Genomic DNA, 16,461 nt, shown 5'->3' on the forward strand with positions numbered 1-16,461 from the left:
AAGGCCAGACGTGCCTCCGTACAAACAGCACTGCACGTTCACGATGCGCTGCTTGACCTTGAGCTCGCCTTCAAGGTTAGCCTCCTGCCTACCGTCATTTGACGCAAGGTTACAAAGGCAGACGATATGCAAACGATATTCGGGGCAAATGGCCAAATCGCCACGGAATTGGCGCGAGAATTGCGGCGCATTGACACGGGCGACATCCGCCTCGTAAGCCGCAATCCGCGCAAGGTAAACGACACCGATAGCTTGGTGTCGGCCAATCTCCTGGATGCGAGCCAGACAGCCCGTGCGGTCAGGGGCAGCAGTATTGTCTATTTCACCGCCGGCCTTCCGCCGGACACGCAACTGTGGGAAACGCAGTTTCCCGTGATGTTGAAAAACGCCCTGGACGCGTGTCGGGCGGAAGGCGCCAGGTTTGCCTATTTCGACAACACCTATATGTATCCGCAGGACAACCGGCTGCAGACGGAGGCAACGTCCTTCGCGCCAGTAGGCCGCAAGGGCAGGGTGCGCGCGGCAATGGCGGCCATGGTGCTCGACGAGATGGCGCGAGGGGACATTCCGGTCCTAATCGGGCGGGCGCCCGAGTTCTATGGCCCCGGCAAGACGCAGAGCTTCACGAATGCGCTGATCATCGACAAGCTCAAGGTCGGCAAGAAACCCAAGGTGCCATTGCGTGACGACACCCGGCGAACGCTCATTTGGACGCCCGACGCAAGCCGTGCGCTCGCGGCCCTGGGCAACACGCCCGATGTGTTCGGCCAGACCTGGCATCTGCCGTGCTGCGACGACCGGCCGACATACCGGGAGTTTGTCGCCATGGCCAGCGAGGCCTTCGGACGAAAGCCTGCCTATACGGTTGTCGGGAAATGGGCCTTTGTCGCTGCTGGCATTTTCTCCGGCCAGGTGCGCGAGATCAGGGAGCTCCTGCCCCGCTACGAGCAGGATAACCTCTTTGATTCCACGAAGTTCAAGCAGCGGTTCCCCGAGTTCGAGGTGACAACTTATCGAGCGGGTCTTGAGCAAATTCGACGGGAACTGTAGGCGTTCACAATGGAAAATTCCGGATCTTCGGGATGGGCCGGCTCGGCCCGGACGGCGCACTGGCGGGCGAATTCCGCCGGCGTCACCCATTGCAGCGCGGATTGAGGACGCGCCTCGTTATAGTGCTCGTGCCAAGCCTCGATTCCTGCAGTGACAAGAACCAATGTGCGTCGAGGCATTCCTCCCGGAAGCGCCCGTTGAAGGACTCATTCCTTGCGTTATCGGTTGGCTTGGCGGGACGTGAGAAGTCGATGTCCACGCCGTTCTCGTATGCCCATCGATCCGGCGCTTTCGAGACAGCAGATCCTTCAGCGCGGCGTTGTCGAGCATCGATTCGGCCACCAGGCGCTTGAGCTTGTTGTTCTCCTGCTCCAGTTCCTTCAGGCGCTGCGCTTCGGAGACCGTCATCCCGCCGAACTTCCCTTTCCAGTTGCAATAGGTCGCTTCTGAGATGCCGTACTTGCGGCACAGCTCTGCCGGCTTCAGGCCAGCCTCGGCTTCCTTCAGGATGCCGATGGTTTGTTCTCTGTTGAATCGCCTCTTTCATTGCCGTTCTTCTCTGGAACGGACTCTACACCGTCACCGAACTAAGCGCGGGGAGCGGGTCGCAACCAGACGGCAGGTCCGCGTTCCTGTCCATTGCGCGTTGCAATGCGTCCAGCAACGCATCGAGATGAGCGCGCGAGTCGAGCGTGACGTGTGCCGCCGTCGACGGTTTCGGCAATCCGCCGCAGCGCGTCGCTTCCCGACATATCGAATGTGCCTGCGCCTGAGTCGGCGTCGCGACAATTCGGTGTCAGCGAGTTGACTTCGGCGGACGTATCGGTCGAAACGTGCATGTACGCAAGGGCTCCCTGGTTCGATGTCGCGCAGCGCGCGTCCCATGTTGCGATCTGACGACGAGGTGCGCCGAGCGCCGCCGCCGCATTTCGAACGCGTAATTAGTTGCCTTAATTGCAATGATAAGGCCGACTGGAAATAATCGGTTAATCTATTTTTTCATTGAAACTGTTTCGTAATGTTGAATTGCAAGCGAATCCGGTGAAGTTTGTGAGATTTTCGCGTCCGCTTGAGATTGGCAAGGTTTCTTTTAACGAACGCATCGACGGTAAAAATTTCCGCGCTCATATTAATGTTGATGGGTAATATATCTTTTATAATGTGTGTGCTTAATTAAGGGGCGGTCGCAAGTATTTCGAGTTCAATCGTCCAGCTTTCCTTGTCGTGTACGCTCGTAAAAATACTGTTTACATTCATGCACCTGCATCCTTTCCGGGATGTTCGGGATGACGGGCGGCGACCAAGCGCCCATCGAATCCTCGAAGCGGCCGACAAGTCACGTAAGCATCGGTCCCTGCGCACGCCGCGCCTCCCGGTCACCATCCGTTAATGAAATTCTCGCGCCCTCCACGTGTAAATTTTTCGCCTGTAAAATCTATCAGGGAAGGATTTTTGTTTGAAATAAAGCGGCGTACCTTGCCGCGAAATTTCTTGACACCTGAAAGGTTGTGGTTAATTCTAATCGTGCCTTGAAGATGAGGGTTCATTGACAAATACATGCCCAATAACCGGATATCAGGTTGGTTCAGAGGACAATTCCCGCAGAAGAAATACTTGATTCTCTGATGCATCCAATGCGTTGGGCGTAGTGGCGAGCCCGCATCCGAGCGATGCCGAGGCGGTACATCCGGCGCGCCTTTCCAGCCGATGGTTTCGCGCGATTTCACCTGCGCGCCGCCACGGCAAAAAACCGGCACATCACGTTGCTTTCCCTGGGAACCAGCTATGGACGACGAATTGTATTTCGTAGTGCGAAATAACGAGAGCCAGTATTCGGTCTGGATGGACGGGCGAAGCCTTCCCGCCGGCTGGGAAACGGTCGGCGAACCTGCGACGAAGCAGCAGTGCCTGCAACGCATCGAGCAACTATGGACGGACATGGTGCCAGCCAGCGTCCGCGAGCATCTCAATCAACAATCGGGCTCGGGAATCGACTATGCCGTACGATGAAATTCTGCCTATTGAAACGCTGGTTCGGCCCAAAGTGTCGGACTTCCGCGAGCATTACCTGGAAAAAGAGCACCCGGTGAAGATCGCGAGGGCGCTCGATGCGTGGCCGGCGATGCAGAAATGGTCGCTCGACTATTTCGAGAATAATTTCGGCGACGAGACCATCGGCGTCGAGAGCTTTCAGCCTGACGAACGCGGGCCCGGCAACAATAGCCCACAAGGTTACGTCAAGCACCTGCGCTTCCAGGAACTCAAGCTCAAGGACCTGATCCACACCCTGCGAACGAAGCCGGACCACATGTACTACATGGCGTCGCACCCGTTCCGCAAGAGCTTTCCGAACCTGCGCGCCGATCTCGTGCCGCATCCGTATGTGCAGGGGCATATCGAGCACATTCCGGGTGCGCACATGGATTCGTACCTGTGGATCGGACCGGCCGGCACGCACACGCCGATCCACATCGATCCGATGCCGAATTTCCTGACGCAGATCGTGGGCCGGAAGATGGTGTACCTGTTCCCGCCGGACCAGGTCAGCAAGAACCTCTACATCGGCCAGTTCGAGCGCGAAACGTTCAGTCCGGTCGATCTCGAGAAGCCGGATCTCGAGCGCTATCCGAACTATCGGTATTGCACGCCGTACCAGGCGATCATCGAGCCGGGCGAGACGCTGCACATTCCGCGCAACTGGGGGCATTGCGTGATCTCGATGGACATCTCGATTTCCATCAGCACGTTCTTCATCACGTATCCGCAGCTGTTTCGCCTGGTGCCCGAGTTCTTCACCCAGTACGTGAAGCGGGCGTTCGAGGGCTGGCGCTGGAAGGGCATGGAAAACGAGCGGGCCGGCCTGAATCCGCCGCCGCGCTGACGCCGTGCGCACGATGCATCGGGCAGGAATCGACAAATCAGAATCGGCAAGGATGAAATCGTGAGCGTTGGCGAAGCAATGGAAACCGAAGTACGGGCATCGGCGCAAGCCGCCTGTCTGGCATTCAATGAAAACCCGGAAGCGGTGGAGCCGCGCGTGCAGGCCGTGATTGCAGCCGCGGCCGCACGGATCAATCGCTACCCGTTTGACGCCGAACCGCGAGTCATGCACAAGCTCGCCGAGCATTTCAGTTGCCCCGAGGAAAACCTGATGCTGGTGCGCGGCATCGACGAATGCTTCGATCGAATCAGCGCAGAATTTTCGTCGATGCGGTTCGTTACCGCATGGCCGGGCTTCGACGGCTATCGCGGGCGAATCGCCGTCAGCGGGCTCCGACACTTCGAAATCGGCCTGACCGACGATCTGTTGCTCGAACCGAAAGATCTTGCTCAAGTATCGCGCGACGATTGCGTCGTACTCGCCAATCCTTCGAATCCGACCGGCCAGGCGCTGACGGCGGGCGAGCTCGATCAATTGAGGCAGCGCGCGGGCAAGCTGTTGATCGACGAAACCTACGTCGATTATTCGTCGTTTCGCGCCCGCGGCCTGGCTTACGGCGAGAACGAACTGGTGTTTCGCTCGTTCTCGAAATCCTACGGTCTCGCCGGTTTGCGGCTCGGGGCGCTGTTCGGGCCGAGCGAGCTGATTGCCGCGATGAAGCGCAAGCAGTGGTTCTGCAATGTCGGCACGCTCGATCTGCATGCGCTCGAAGCCGCGCTCGACAACGATCACCCGCGCGAAGCGCATATCGCGAAGACGCTTGTGGAGCGTCGCCGCGTCGCCGACGCGCTGCGCGGGCTCGGCTACCGCGCCGCGTCGTCCGAGGCCAATTTCATTCTCGTCGAAAACGCCGCCGGCGAGCGCACGCTGCAGTTCCTGCGCGACCGGGGCATTCAGGTGAAGGACGCCGGCCAGTTCGGACTTCACCACCACATCAGAATCAGCATCGGCCGTGAAGAGGACAACGATCGGTTGCTCGCGGCGCTGGCCGAATATTCCGACCACTCATAAGGTGACTCCATGACCGCTGCAACGCTCGTTCGTGCGCAAGCGCACGAAGAAGACCTGTCTGTCGAAGAAATTCTGGATTCGCGCTGGTTTCAGCCCGAAATGTTCAAGACGCTCGACTACGTGAAAGGCTTCGTCGGCGCGAAGGTGATCTTCCAGATGCTCAAGCTCGGCGTGTTCGACGATCTGCTCGCGGGCAAGGCCCTCGCGGAAATCGCGAGCGACCGTGCGCTCGATCCGTACCTGCTGCGCACCGTGTTCGAGTATCTGACCGTCGAAGGGCTGCTCGTCAAGGACGGACGCGAGGACGAGGCGTCGTTCCGGCTGTCCGATTACGGCTCTCGCATCAAGCACTACGAAGGGTGGTTCAACATCCTGATCGGCGGCTACGACAGCATCTTTTCGAACGTCGGCGCGATGCTGAAGGAAGGTATCGACGGCTATAAGCGCGACGGCAAGTGGGTCGGCGTCGGCAGCTGCCAGATTTCGAAGTACGACACGATTCCGATCACCAAGGCTTTCATCGAGTCCGTGAAGCCGGATGCGAAGCAGATCGTCGACTTCGGCTGCGGCAACGCCCTTTACCTGTGTACGCTCGCGAAAGAGCTCGGCGACATCAAGGCGATCGGCATCGAGCCGGATACGAGCGCGTACGAAGCCGGCTTGAAGAAGGTCGCCGAAATGGGCTTGCAGGAGCAGGTACGTCTCGTCAACGTCGATGCGCTGGATTACGAAATCGAAGAGCAGCCCGATTTCATCCTGTTCGGCTTCGTGCTGCAGGAAATCATCGCGCAGATCGGCCGGCCGGCATTCATCGAGTATCTGCGAAAGCTGGGCCGGAAATTCGCCGACAGCTACCTGATGGTGATGGAAGTCGACTACGACATCGACAACCGCGAAATCATGCAGTCGCCGATGGGCCGCGGGTATTACAACCCCTATTTCCTGCTTCACCCGTTCACCAATCAGCTGCTGCTGCCGAAGCGCGAGTGGGACGGAATTTTCGAGGAAGCGGGCTACGACGTCGTCCGGGACGAGGTCACGAGCCCGAAGGCAGATCCGTCCGGCTTCGGCATTTGCTACGTCCTCAAGTATCGCAGTGCGGACCGCTGACTGATCCGCCCAACGGCTCGACGCGCTTTCGTGCGCGATCAGAATAGGATTCCTACATGAATGACAAGACTTGCGAGAAAGTCCTGCTCTGCATCGACAACGTCGCAGGACTGGAAGTGCTCAAGTACCTCGCCGACCGGCCGAGCGTCGAGGTCGTCGGCGCGATCGTCCATCCCGAAGCGAACGCGACGCACCTCGACGAAATCGTCGAGGTGTGCGAGCGGAACGGCATTCCGCCGATCGACATCCTCGATGCGCGTGCCCGCTTCGACGAGCTGATCGCGCCGCTCGCGCCGGACTTCATTGTTTCGATCTACTTCGACTATATCCTCGACGATCGCTTCATCGAGTTGCCGTCGAAGGATTCGATCAATCTGCATCCGGGCTATCTGCCATACAACAAGGGCTTCTATTACTACGCGTGGGCCGTGCTCGACGGCACGCCGGCGGGCGTCAGCATCCACCGGATCGTGTCGGCGGTCGACGCGGGGCCGATCATCAGCCAGAAGCGTGTGCTGATCGACGGAGCGGACACGGGCGACGTCATCTACGACAAGCACATGGACGCGTCGGTCGAGCTGTTCCGGACGACCTGGCCGAGCATCGAAAGCGGCACCTATCAGCTGTTCCGGCAGCGGCACCAGGGCACGCGCAAGAAGATCACCGAAACCAATGAGGCGATGGAGATCGATCCGAACGCGACCTACGTCGCGCGCGAGCTCATCGATCTTCTGCGCGTGTTCTGCTTCCGCGGCAGCGGCGGCTGCGTGATGAACATCGACGGCAAGAAATACAGCATCGGCATCGAATTCTCGGAACTGGCCGACAACGTCAACCAGATTCGCGGCAAGCGCGACAACTACCTCGTCGGCTAGGCGACGAGGCGGCGAACCCATCCATCACGGAAGATCCGACATGAAACCCAAACACATCCTCCTCGCCTATTCCGGCGGCCTCGACACGTCCACCGCGCTGCATTTTCTGAAGCAGCATTTCGATTGTCGCGTCACCGCCTATTGCGCGAACCTCGGGCAGAAAGAGGATTGGGAGCGGATGAAGCGCCGCGCGGCGATCGCCGGCGCGGACGAGCTGGTCGTCGAGGATCTGCGCGAGACGTTCATCGGCGATTTCGTGTTTCCTGCACTGAAGGCGAACGCGTCGTACGAGCGAGACTATCTGCTCGGCACGCCGCTCGCCCGCCCGGCGATCGTCAAGGGTCTCATCGAGTACGCGCGCAAGCACGACGTCGACTGCCTGTCGCACGGCTGCACGCAAAAGGGCAACGACCAGGTGCGATTCGAGATGGCCGCGAAGATCCTCGCGCCCAACCTTCCGACTGTCGCACCGTGGCGCATCTGGTCGCTGCAGTCGCGCGAAGATCTGTTCGCGTATTGTCAGCAGCACGACATTCCGGTCGAAAGCCGTCCGGACAATCTGTTGAGTCACGACGAGAACCTCGTGCACATCACGACGGAGGGCGACTATCTGGAAAGCGTCGCGAACGAGTTCAACTGGCTCGACGTGAACTGGATCACGCCGCCCACGGAGGCGCCGGATGCGGTCGAGACGATCACGGTCGGTTTCCGTCAGGGCGTGCCCGTCAGCGTCAACGGCGCGGCGCTCGGGCCGGTCGAGCTGATCGAGCGGCTCAACGAGGTGGGCGCCCGCAACGGCGTCGGTTTTCAGGACATCATCGAGAACCGCATCAACGGCCTCAAGGTGCGCGGCGTGTTCGAGAATCCCGCGCTGACGATCCTGCATGCCGCACATCGCAAGCTCGAGAAGATCACGCTCGGGCGCGACGTCGAACGCCTGCGCAACCTGGTATCCGACGACTACGGCGACATCGTCTACCGCGGGCTATGGTTCAGCGACGAGCGGCTGTGCCTGCAGGCGCTCATCGACGAATCGCAGAAATACGTGAGCGGCGACGTGACGGTTCAGCTCTACAAGGGGTCGTGCACGCCGTCCGCCGTCGAATCGGAGCAGTCGCTCTATTCGCGCGAACTCGTGACGCTGCATGCGGGTCGCGCGATCAGCGGCGAGGACGCGACGGGCTTCCTGAACACGCTCGGCCTGCGCATCGGCATCGAAGCCGCGCGCGCCGCGAAATCGGGAGCCGGCGCATGAGCAATCCGATGGCGAATCCGTGGGCCGGACGCTTCAGCCAGTCGATGACCGACAGCCTGGTGGCGTTCAACACGAGCCTGCCGCTCGAGGCGCGGCTCTTCGAAGCCGACATCGACGGCACGGCCGCGCACGTCGAGATGCTGCATGCGGTCGGCTTGCTGGAGACGGCGGAGCACGAGGCGCTCGCGCGCGCGCTCGACGAGATCCGCGCTGCGTGGCGCGCGGGCGAGATCCAGTTGTCGCCCGCGCTCGAGGACATCCACATGAACCTCGAGACGCTGCTGGTCGACAAGGTCGGCGAGCTCGGCAAGAAGACGCATACCGCGCGCAGCCGCAACGATCAGCAGGCGAGCGCGCAGCGCATCTATTTCATGCGCTCGACGCGCGAGCTGGTCGACGCGATCGACACGCTGCAGCGCGCGATCTTCGAGCACGGCGAGCGCCACGAGGGGCTCGTGATGCCGTCGTACACGCATCTGCAGCGCGCCGAATTCACGTATTACGCGCACTGGCTCGCGACTTACGTGGTGATGCTCGAACGCGATCGCAGCCGTTTTGTCGACGCGCTCGCGCGCGCCGATCAGTGCCCGCTCGGCGCCTGCGCGTCGACCGGCACGAGCCTGCCGATCGACCGCCGGCGCTCGGCGTCGCTGCTGGGTTTCAAGGAGCCGACGCTGCACAGCATCGATTCGGTGTCCGACCGCGACTACCTGGTCGAATTCGGCTCGCACGCGGCGAACTTGATGATCCATCTGTCGCGGCTGTCGGAAGAGCTCATTTCGTTCACGAGCCAGGAGTTCGGTTTCATCGTGCTCGCGGACGGCTACTGCACCGGCAGCTCGATCATGCCGCAGAAAAAGAATCCGGACGTGCCGGAGCTCGTGCGCGGCAAGGCGGCCTCGGTGATCGGCAATGCGATGAGCCTGATGGCGCTCCTGAAGGCGCTGCCGCTCGGCTACAACAAGGATCTGCAGGAAGACAAGACCGCGTGGTTCGCCGCGCTCGACAACTGCATGACGTCGCTCGCGATCCTGACCGAGCTGGTTCGCACGATGGCGCCCGTGCCGGACAGGATGCGGCAGGCGACGCTCGGCGGACACATCATCGCGACCGAGTACGCGAACTATCTGGTCCGGAAGGGAATGCCGTTCCGCGAAGCGCATCGGGTCGTCGGCGAGCTGGTGAAGACGGCGGACGCACGCGGCGTCGACGTGTCGGCGCTGCCCCAGGCGACGTTCGCCGAAGCGAGCCCGCTGTTCGGCGACGACATCGGCCGCATCACCGTCGAGGACATGGTGTCGCGCAAGAACTCGTACGGCTCGTGCGGCGACCAGGCGCTCGACGAACTGCTCGCGCGGCTTCGCCTGATGCTGGACGCGCACCATCCCGGCCGATGACCGATCGAGCGCTGACCATGTCGGAGCCCATGCGTTCATTCATCCCGGCCGCGCGGACGGCGTCGGGCATCTCGTACTGCTCGTTCGGCGAACTGCTGCAGGGCGTGCTGCTCGAGGACGACGCCGATTTTCTCGTCACGCTGCCAATCCAGAAATATTCGGTGAGCACGTTCGTGCCGGACCACGGCAGCACCGAGATCGTCACGCATCCGAGCGGCAAGACGAAGTCCGCGGCGCTCGCGAAGATGATTCTCGGGCGTTACGGGCACAACGTCGGCGGGACGTTCTACATCGACTGCGACATCCCGATCGGCAAGGGGCTCAGCAGCTCGTCCGCCGACCTGCTCGCGACCGCGCGCGCGATCGAGGTCTACATGGGCCGCGAGCTGCCGCTCGGCGAGCTGTGCCGCGACATGAGCGGCATCGAGCCGACCGACGGCGTGATGTTCGCGGAATCGGTCGTCTACCTGCAGCGCAAGGGGATGCTGCGGTCGCGGCTCGGGCGCCTGTCCGGCATCCAGATCCTGTCGCTCGACGAGGGCGGCACGATCGACACGCTCGAGTATCACCGCCGCGACCGCGCGCATCGGCACAACGCCGAGCATCGCAGCGAGTTCAACGAGCTGCTCGACCGGATCGTCGCAGCCTTCGGCGCACGCGATCTCGACGAGATCGGCAGGGTGTCGACCCGCAGCGCGTACATCAACCAGAAGATCAATCCGAAGCGCCATCTGGCCTCGGTTCACGACGTGTGCAAGGGGACGCGGGGGATCGGACTCGTGACGGCGCACAGCGGCACGTGCATCGGCATCCTGTACGAAACCGGGCGGCCGGGGCACCGCGAGAACCTCGCGCAGGCGGTCGATGCGCTCTCGGGATACGGAAACGTCAAGGTCTATGACACGATCCAATAGCCGCCGCGCATACGCGGCCGAACAGCTGTCGCTACGCTTCGGCAAGGACGACCATGCCATTTTCTGAATCCGTCGCCGACGCGCCGAGCGCCGTCGAGGCCGGGTATGCGCTCAGCGCGCGAAACGTGCGCATCTACCTCGCGTACCGGGTGCTGACGCTCGCGATCATCGATCGCGCGATCTTCGTGATCTTCCTGATGCACAAGGGGTTCGACGCGTATCAGATCGGCATCCTGCAGGGCGTGTTCTTTGTCGCGAATATCGTGACCGAAGTGCCCGCCGGCATGTTCGGCGATGCGTTCGGCCGCAAGCGCTCGGTGCTGCTCGGACTCGTCGCGTATTGCGTGTACGCGCTCGGCGTCATCGTCAGCGACGGCTTCGTGCCGTTCGTCTGTCTGTATGCGCTCCTCGGCGTCGCGCTCGCGCTCGTGTACGGCTCGGACACCGCGCTCCTCTACGACAGCCTCGTCGTCGACGGCCGCGTCTCGCATTTCAACCGGGTGCAACTGCGCGCGAACGCACTCGGCCTGATCTCCGGCGCGTTCGCCGTGCTCGCGGGCGGCTTGCTGCAGAAGGTGTCGTGGAACGCGGTCTATGCCGCGTATTTCGCGATCTACGCGGCGGCGCTCGCCGCGTGGTGCTTCGCGATCGAGCCGCCCGAGGCCCCGACGGAAAAAAGCGCGGGGCGCAAGGACGTGACGAAGGAGCTGTTCGCGTTCATCCGCGGACACTGGAGAAGCGTCGCGCTGCCGATCCTCGGCTTCACTGTGTTCGCGGCCTGCACGACGCCGTTCTTCACGTTCAGTCAGGCGCTCTTCAAGGAGAACGGATTCAGCGTCGAGCACATCACATGGTTCTTCTTCGCCGCGCAGATGCTGATCGGCGTCGTGTATCTCGTGATGCAGCGGACCATGTCGTTTCTCGGCTTCTATCCGGTCGTGCTCGCGAGCACGCTGCTGACCGCGGTCGTGCTCGCGTCGATGTTCTTCAACGTCGCGGCCGTCGACTTCACCGGATTCTTCCTCGTCATGATCATCAATCCGATCGTCACGGTCGTCGCCAACGAATACTTCAACAAGCGTCTGCCGAGCCGAATCCGCGCATCGTTCCTGTCGCTGATCGGGCTGTGCATGTCGGTCACGATCGCCGTGATGTATTTCCTTTACAGCTATCTCGCCCAGTACCTGGCGATCTACAAAGTGATGGCGTCGACGTCGCTGATCGCCGCCTGCGCGTGCGCGATCTTCATCGTCGCGCGCTGCGTCGACACGAAGGAGCAAGCATGATGCTGCGCCGCCTGCTGTACCGCGAAACGCCGTTCGAGCCGCTGACCGATGCCGAGCTGCAGCGCCTCGAGGCGGCGTTCGACGAGATGGTCGCGGGCAATCCGCTCATCTACTACTGGGTCCACCGGATCGACGGCGCGCGCTGGCTGATCACGGACTTCTTCCATCCGTCGATGTTGCGCTATCGGGGGCTCGAGTTCGTGCTCGTCGAGCGCGGCACGGTTTCGTACTACCGGCTGCCGGGCGCGAAGGTCGGCGGCACCGGCCACGTCGCCGCCGGGGACTACCGCGTGAGCGTCACGTCTCCCGCCGGCGCGGCCTTCCTGATCGAGATCCGCAAGAACGCGCTCGGCCGGCTCGAGCTGCTCGGCGTCTCGGCGGGGCCGGCAAGCGGCGCGTCGCCGTCGCACGTCGAACTGCCGCGCCATACGCTCGAGCCGAGCAAGTTCGCGGACGAGATGAAGGCCGCGATCGCGGGCGGCGTCGAGTGGGTCTACCGGCGCTACCGCAGCGCAGACGATCGCGCGAAGGCCGCGCTCGCGGACGAGTTGCGCGACGCCCGCTGGCCCCGCGCGGTGCGTGGCGCGAGCCCCGACGCGGATACCTATTTGTGGATGCTCGAACAATCGATCGCATGAGCGACATCATGACCCAGACACTCGACAGACCCGCCATCCCCGTGTACGACAGCGTATCCGGCTCGCTCGACCATCCCGACCTGATCCGGCTCGCGCCGGGGCTCGTCGCGGCCGCGTTCCGGCTGATGAAGCTCGTGCCCGCCAAGTACATCATCGAGAACGCGATCGCGAGCGGGCAACTGAATCCCGGGATGCCCGTGCTCGAGACGTCGAGCGGCACGTTCGCGATGGGCATCGGGATCGTCTGCGCGGAAAAGCGCATCCCGTTTCACATCGTCAGCGACGCGGCGATCGACGAACGGCTGCAGGCGCGCCTGCGGCAGCTTGGCGGGCGCGTGCAGATCGTCGGAGCGAACGCGACCGGCTCGAACGTCCAGGTGCTGCGGCTCGAAGCGCTGCAGGAGCAGCTGCGCGAGAACCCCGGCGGCTTCTGGCCGCGGCAGTACGACAACCCGGACAACCAGCACGCGTATCGCGGGTTCGCCGCGCAGTTGATCCGCACGTTCGGCACGAAACTCGCGATCGTCGGTACGGTCGGCTCCGGCGCGTCGACGTGCGGCACGATCCGGGCACTGCGCGAGGTCGATCCGTCGATTCCGCTCGTCGGCGTCGATACGTTCGGCAGCGTGCTGTTCGGCCTGCCGGTCGGGCCGCGCGCGTTGCGCGGCCTCGGCAATTCGATCTATCCGAACAACCTCGACCACACCTGCTTCGACCAGGTGCACTGGGTGTCGCCAGGCGAGGCCTTCGAGAGCACGCGCCGGCTGCACCGGCAGCACGGGCTGTATTGCGGGCCGACGTCCGGCGCGGCGTTCATGGTCGCCGAATGGCTGCGAGCGCAGCGCGACGACGGCAGGACGATCGTGTTCATCGCGCCCGATGAAGGACATCGCTACATCGACACGGTCTACGACGACGCATGGCTGCGCGAGCAAGGGCACGCCGGCGCGGCCGCCGCGCCGGCCGCCGGGCCCGTGCGGGCGGTGAGTCCGAACGCCGCATCCGGCCCGTGGGCGTACGTCGAATGGGGGCGCCGCACGTTCGAGCAGGCGACCGGCCGCTCGCGCCCGGCGGGCAGCGTGCTCGAGCAGATTCGCGGCGTCCGGCCCGCGCCCGTCGCGTGACGCCGCGAGCGACGCATCGCGTTTCGATTTTCCTTTGGCGGCCACATTCATCGTGAAGACCTTCGTATTCATCGAAAGCAACACCACCGGCACCGGCCGGCTCTGTCTGCAAAAAGCGCGGCTGCGCGGCTTCGACGTGCTGTTCGTCACGAGCCGCCCGCAGCTCTATCCGTTCCTGCAGGAAGAGATGGTCGTGCCGCTCGTCGCCGACACGTCCGACGCGCAGCGGATCGTCGACGCGCTTGCGCCGTATCCGGGCATCGCCGGGATTTTCTCGACGTCCGAGTACTACATCGAAATCGCCGCGACCGTGGCCACGCGCTTCGGCCTGCCCGCGGCGGACCCGGAAGCGATCCGCACCTGCCGCGACAAGGGCCGGCTGCACCGCTGCCTGCGCGACGCGGGCGTCGGCGCGGCCGATACCGCGATCGTGTCCGACCGAACGCAGTTGCGCGATCTGGCGCGCAGCCTCACGTATCCGCGCGTGCTGAAGCCGGCATTCGGCTCCGGCAGCGTCGGCGTGCGGCTCGTGCAGACGCAAGCCGACATGCTCGCGCACGGCGACCGGATTCTCGACGCGCGCAGCAACGAGCGCGGCATCGCGGTCGCGCCGCAACTGCTCGTGCAATCGTTCGTGGAAGGCCCGGAATTCTCGGTCGAAGTCGTCGGGCTTGGCGCGGAGCACGGCTATGCGGTGCTCGGCGTGACCGGCAAGCATCTCGGGCCGCTGCCGCACTTCGTCGAGTGCGGCCACGATTTTCCGGCGCCGATATCCGCGGCGCAGCGCGATGCGATCGTAGCCGAGACGCTGCGCGCGCTCGACGCGGCCGGCCACCGCTTCGGGCCCGCCCATGTCGAATGCCGCGTGAGCGGCGGCAAGGTCGTCGTGATCGAGATCAATCCGCGTCTTGCGGGCGGCATGATCCCGCAGGCGGTCGAATGCGCGACGGGCGTCGACGTCCTCGGCGCGGTGATCGACCTGCACGCGGGCACGCCGCCGGATCTGGGCCCGCGCCGCCGCGACCATGCGGCGATCCGCTTCGTGCTGCCCGCGCGGCGCGGCGAGCTGAAGGCGCTGTCGTTCGAGCCGGACGAGCGCTTCCCGGCGGTGCGCATGCGCTTCATGCCGCTCAAGCAGCCAGGCCAGCGCGTCGAGCCGGCCGGCGATTTCCGTGACCGTCTCGCGGTCGTCATCGCGTCCGCGGCCGATCCGGACGCGCTCGCGCGCGCGCTCGAAGACGTCGAGCGGCGCGTGACGGTCGTGCTCGGCGACGCCGACGCGGCGGGCGAAAGCATGAGCGCCGGCCGGCTGCGCCGCACGCTGCATCCGGAGGCGCTCGCGATCGTGCGCAAGCCGGCGCCGCGTGCCGAGCGGCTCGCCGAACTCGGCGCGTTCGCGGCGATCGACGAGGCGCATCTGCTGATGCTCGTCGACGCGGGTATCTGCGATCGTGCGCGGGCCGCGACGGTGCTCGCGGAAATCGCGCGGCAGCGCGATGCGGAGTTCGCCGCGATCGCCGATGCAGTCGCGCCGCGCGGCGCATATGCGCTGTACGAGCAACTGATCATCGAGCGGGTCGGGATCGACGCGGGGGGCGCGGTGCATACGGCGCGGTCGCGCAACGACATCAACGCGTGCGTCGCGAAGCTGCGCGCACGCGACTGGTTCGATACGTGCGGCGGCAAGCTGTGGCGCGTCCGGGCGGCGATCGTCGACAAGGCGCAGCACACGCTCGACTGGCCGCTGCCCACGTACAGCCAGTACCAAGCGGCGCAGCCCGGCAGCTTCGGCTATTACCTGTGGTCGGTCGAGACCGCGCTGCGGCGCGACCAGGCGGCGCTCGAACGGCTCGACGACGAGCTCGCGGTCTGTCCGCTCGGCGCGGGCGCGGGCGCCGGCACCGATTTCCCGATCCGTCCGGAGGTGAGCGCGGCGCTGCTCGGCTTCGCGCGCAGCTTCGACAGCGCGCTTGACGCGGTCGCGAGCCGCGATCTCGTGCTGCATTTCCTGGCCGCGATCGCGATCGCGTCGACGACGCTGAGCCGGCTCGCGCACGATTTGCAGCTTTGGACGATGCGCGAGACCGACTTTCTCGCGCTGCCGGACGAGCTGAGCGGCGGCTCGTCGCTCATGCCGCAGAAGAAGAACCCGTACCTGCTGGAAATCGTCAAAGGCAAGCTCGCGCACGTCGCGGGCGCGCTGAACGCGGCGGTGTTCGCGTCGCAGCGCACGCCGTTCAGCAATTCGGTCGAGATCGGCACCGAGATGCTCGCGCCGTGCGCCGACGCCGTGCAGGCGTTCGGCGAAAGCTGCGATCTGTTGCGGCTGATGGTGAGCGGCGTGACGGGCGATCCGGCGAAGATGCGCGCGGCGGCCGAGGCGGGGCTCGTGACCGCGACGCAGGTCGCCAACACGCTGGTCCGGGAGACGGACATCAGCTTTCACGCCGCGCATCGCCAGATCGGCGCGCTGATCACGCAGGCGCTCGACGCGCACGAGGAACCGGCCGCGGTGCTCGGCGGCCTCGTGCGGCAGCCGATCGCGTCGATCGACGAAGCAGCCGAACGGCTCGTCTACGGCGGCGGGCCCGGCGCGGCGGGCGCCGGACTCGCGCGGTCGCGCGCGCTGCTGCGGCAGTCGGCAGACCGCCTGTGGCGGCGCCGCGCCGCATGGCACGCGGCGGATGCGCAGCGGCGCGTGCGCGTCGCCGACCTGCTCGCCGTGGCGCCGGCCTGACGCGGCGGCGCGGCCGCACGCGATGCGCGGCGCGCACATGCAATGACACGCACGACGGCGGCCGCGAAGGCGGCCGTCTCTGCGACGAACCGGCGCAGCGAGGCCGGACGACCCAACTAATGG

General features: G+C 64.1%; 15 protein-coding genes and 1 pseudogene. 13 read left to right on the forward strand and 3 right to left on the reverse strand.

Annotated features, from left to right (window positions below; all coding sequences use genetic code 11):
* The first annotated feature begins 126 nt into the window (after positions 1-126).
* On the forward strand, positions 127-1,050 hold the full coding sequence (locus tag ACFIMZ_RS26180) for an SDR family oxidoreductase (RefSeq protein ID WP_431825178.1): 924 nt from the start codon (positions 127-129) through the stop codon (positions 1,048-1,050).
* A gap of 82 nt (positions 1,051-1,132) precedes the next feature.
* On the opposite strand, the gene ACFIMZ_RS26185 is transcribed toward ACFIMZ_RS26180, so the two are convergent.
* The 3 genes and pseudogenes from ACFIMZ_RS26185 to ACFIMZ_RS26195 all read right to left on the reverse strand — a co-directional run bounded on the left by ACFIMZ_RS26185 (position 1,133) and on the right by ACFIMZ_RS26195 (position 2,777).
* The gene (locus ACFIMZ_RS26185; protein WP_431825179.1) at positions 1,133-1,309 is read right to left on the reverse strand and encodes an integrase core domain-containing protein; all 177 of its coding nucleotides are present in this window, start codon (positions 1,307-1,309) and stop codon (positions 1,133-1,135) included.
* Between the two features lie 29 nt (positions 1,310-1,338).
* Positions 1,339-1,566: pseudogene (locus tag ACFIMZ_RS26190) on the reverse strand (transposase); the annotation flags it as partial.
* Between the two features lie 860 nt (positions 1,567-2,426).
* Positions 2,427-2,777, reverse strand: a complete 351-nt coding sequence (locus ACFIMZ_RS26195; protein WP_431825180.1) for a hypothetical protein — start codon at positions 2,775-2,777, stop codon at positions 2,427-2,429.
* A gap of 58 nt (positions 2,778-2,835) precedes the next feature.
* On the opposite strand from ACFIMZ_RS26195, the gene ACFIMZ_RS26200 reads away from it, so the two are divergent.
* From ACFIMZ_RS26200 to ACFIMZ_RS26255, 12 genes are all read left to right on the forward strand, one after another.
* Entirely contained in the window at positions 2,836-3,060 is a 225-nt protein-coding gene (locus tag ACFIMZ_RS26200) for an MbtH family protein (RefSeq protein ID WP_059751869.1), read from the forward strand.
* Entirely contained in the window at positions 3,047-3,931 is an 885-nt protein-coding gene (locus tag ACFIMZ_RS26205) for a cupin-like domain-containing protein (RefSeq protein WP_431825181.1), read from the forward strand. The genes ACFIMZ_RS26200 and ACFIMZ_RS26205 overlap by 14 nt, the downstream gene beginning before the upstream one ends.
* Before the next feature lie 78 nt (positions 3,932-4,009).
* Entirely contained in the window at positions 4,010-5,002 is a 993-nt protein-coding gene (locus ACFIMZ_RS26210) for a pyridoxal phosphate-dependent aminotransferase (protein WP_431825182.1), read from the forward strand.
* Positions 5,003-5,011: 9 nt separating this feature from the next.
* Entirely contained in the window at positions 5,012-6,112 is a 1,101-nt protein-coding gene (locus ACFIMZ_RS26215; protein WP_431825183.1) for a methyltransferase family protein, read from the forward strand.
* 56 nt (positions 6,113-6,168) lie between these two features.
* A complete protein-coding gene (locus tag ACFIMZ_RS26220; protein ID WP_431825184.1) occupies positions 6,169-6,987 on the forward strand; it encodes a formyltransferase family protein in 819 nt (272 codons plus the stop codon).
* A 40-nt stretch (positions 6,988-7,027) separates the two neighbouring features.
* On the forward strand, positions 7,028-8,242 hold the full coding sequence (locus ACFIMZ_RS26225; RefSeq protein ID WP_431825185.1) for an argininosuccinate synthase: 1,215 nt from the start codon (positions 7,028-7,030) through the stop codon (positions 8,240-8,242).
* Positions 8,239-9,639, forward strand: a complete 1,401-nt coding sequence (gene argH, locus ACFIMZ_RS26230) for an argininosuccinate lyase (protein WP_431825186.1) — start codon at positions 8,239-8,241, stop codon at positions 9,637-9,639. Before ACFIMZ_RS26225 ends, argH begins: the two co-directional genes overlap by 4 nt.
* A gap of 29 nt (positions 9,640-9,668) precedes the next feature.
* Entirely contained in the window at positions 9,669-10,553 is an 885-nt protein-coding gene (locus ACFIMZ_RS26235) for a kinase (RefSeq protein ID WP_431825187.1), read from the forward strand.
* Positions 10,554-10,606: 53 nt separating this feature from the next.
* Complete coding sequence (locus ACFIMZ_RS26240; protein WP_431825188.1) at positions 10,607-11,839, forward strand: MFS transporter; 1,233 nt, start codon at positions 10,607-10,609, stop codon at positions 11,837-11,839.
* A complete protein-coding gene (locus ACFIMZ_RS26245) occupies positions 11,836-12,477 on the forward strand; it encodes a hypothetical protein (RefSeq protein WP_431825189.1) in 642 nt (213 codons plus the stop codon). The genes ACFIMZ_RS26240 and ACFIMZ_RS26245 overlap by 4 nt, the downstream gene beginning before the upstream one ends.
* Positions 12,474-13,601, forward strand: a complete 1,128-nt coding sequence (locus ACFIMZ_RS26250) for a cysteine synthase family protein (protein ID WP_431825190.1) — start codon at positions 12,474-12,476, stop codon at positions 13,599-13,601. Before ACFIMZ_RS26245 ends, ACFIMZ_RS26250 begins: the two co-directional genes overlap by 4 nt.
* Before the next feature lie 34 nt (positions 13,602-13,635).
* Entirely contained in the window at positions 13,636-16,338 is a 2,703-nt protein-coding gene (locus ACFIMZ_RS26255; RefSeq protein ID WP_431825191.1) for a lyase family protein, read from the forward strand.
* Positions 16,339-16,461 lie beyond the last annotated feature (123 nt).

The organism is Burkholderia sp. F1 (assembly GCF_050813845.1).
Classification (GTDB): Bacteria; Pseudomonadota; Gammaproteobacteria; order Burkholderiales; family Burkholderiaceae; genus Burkholderia; species Burkholderia ubonensis.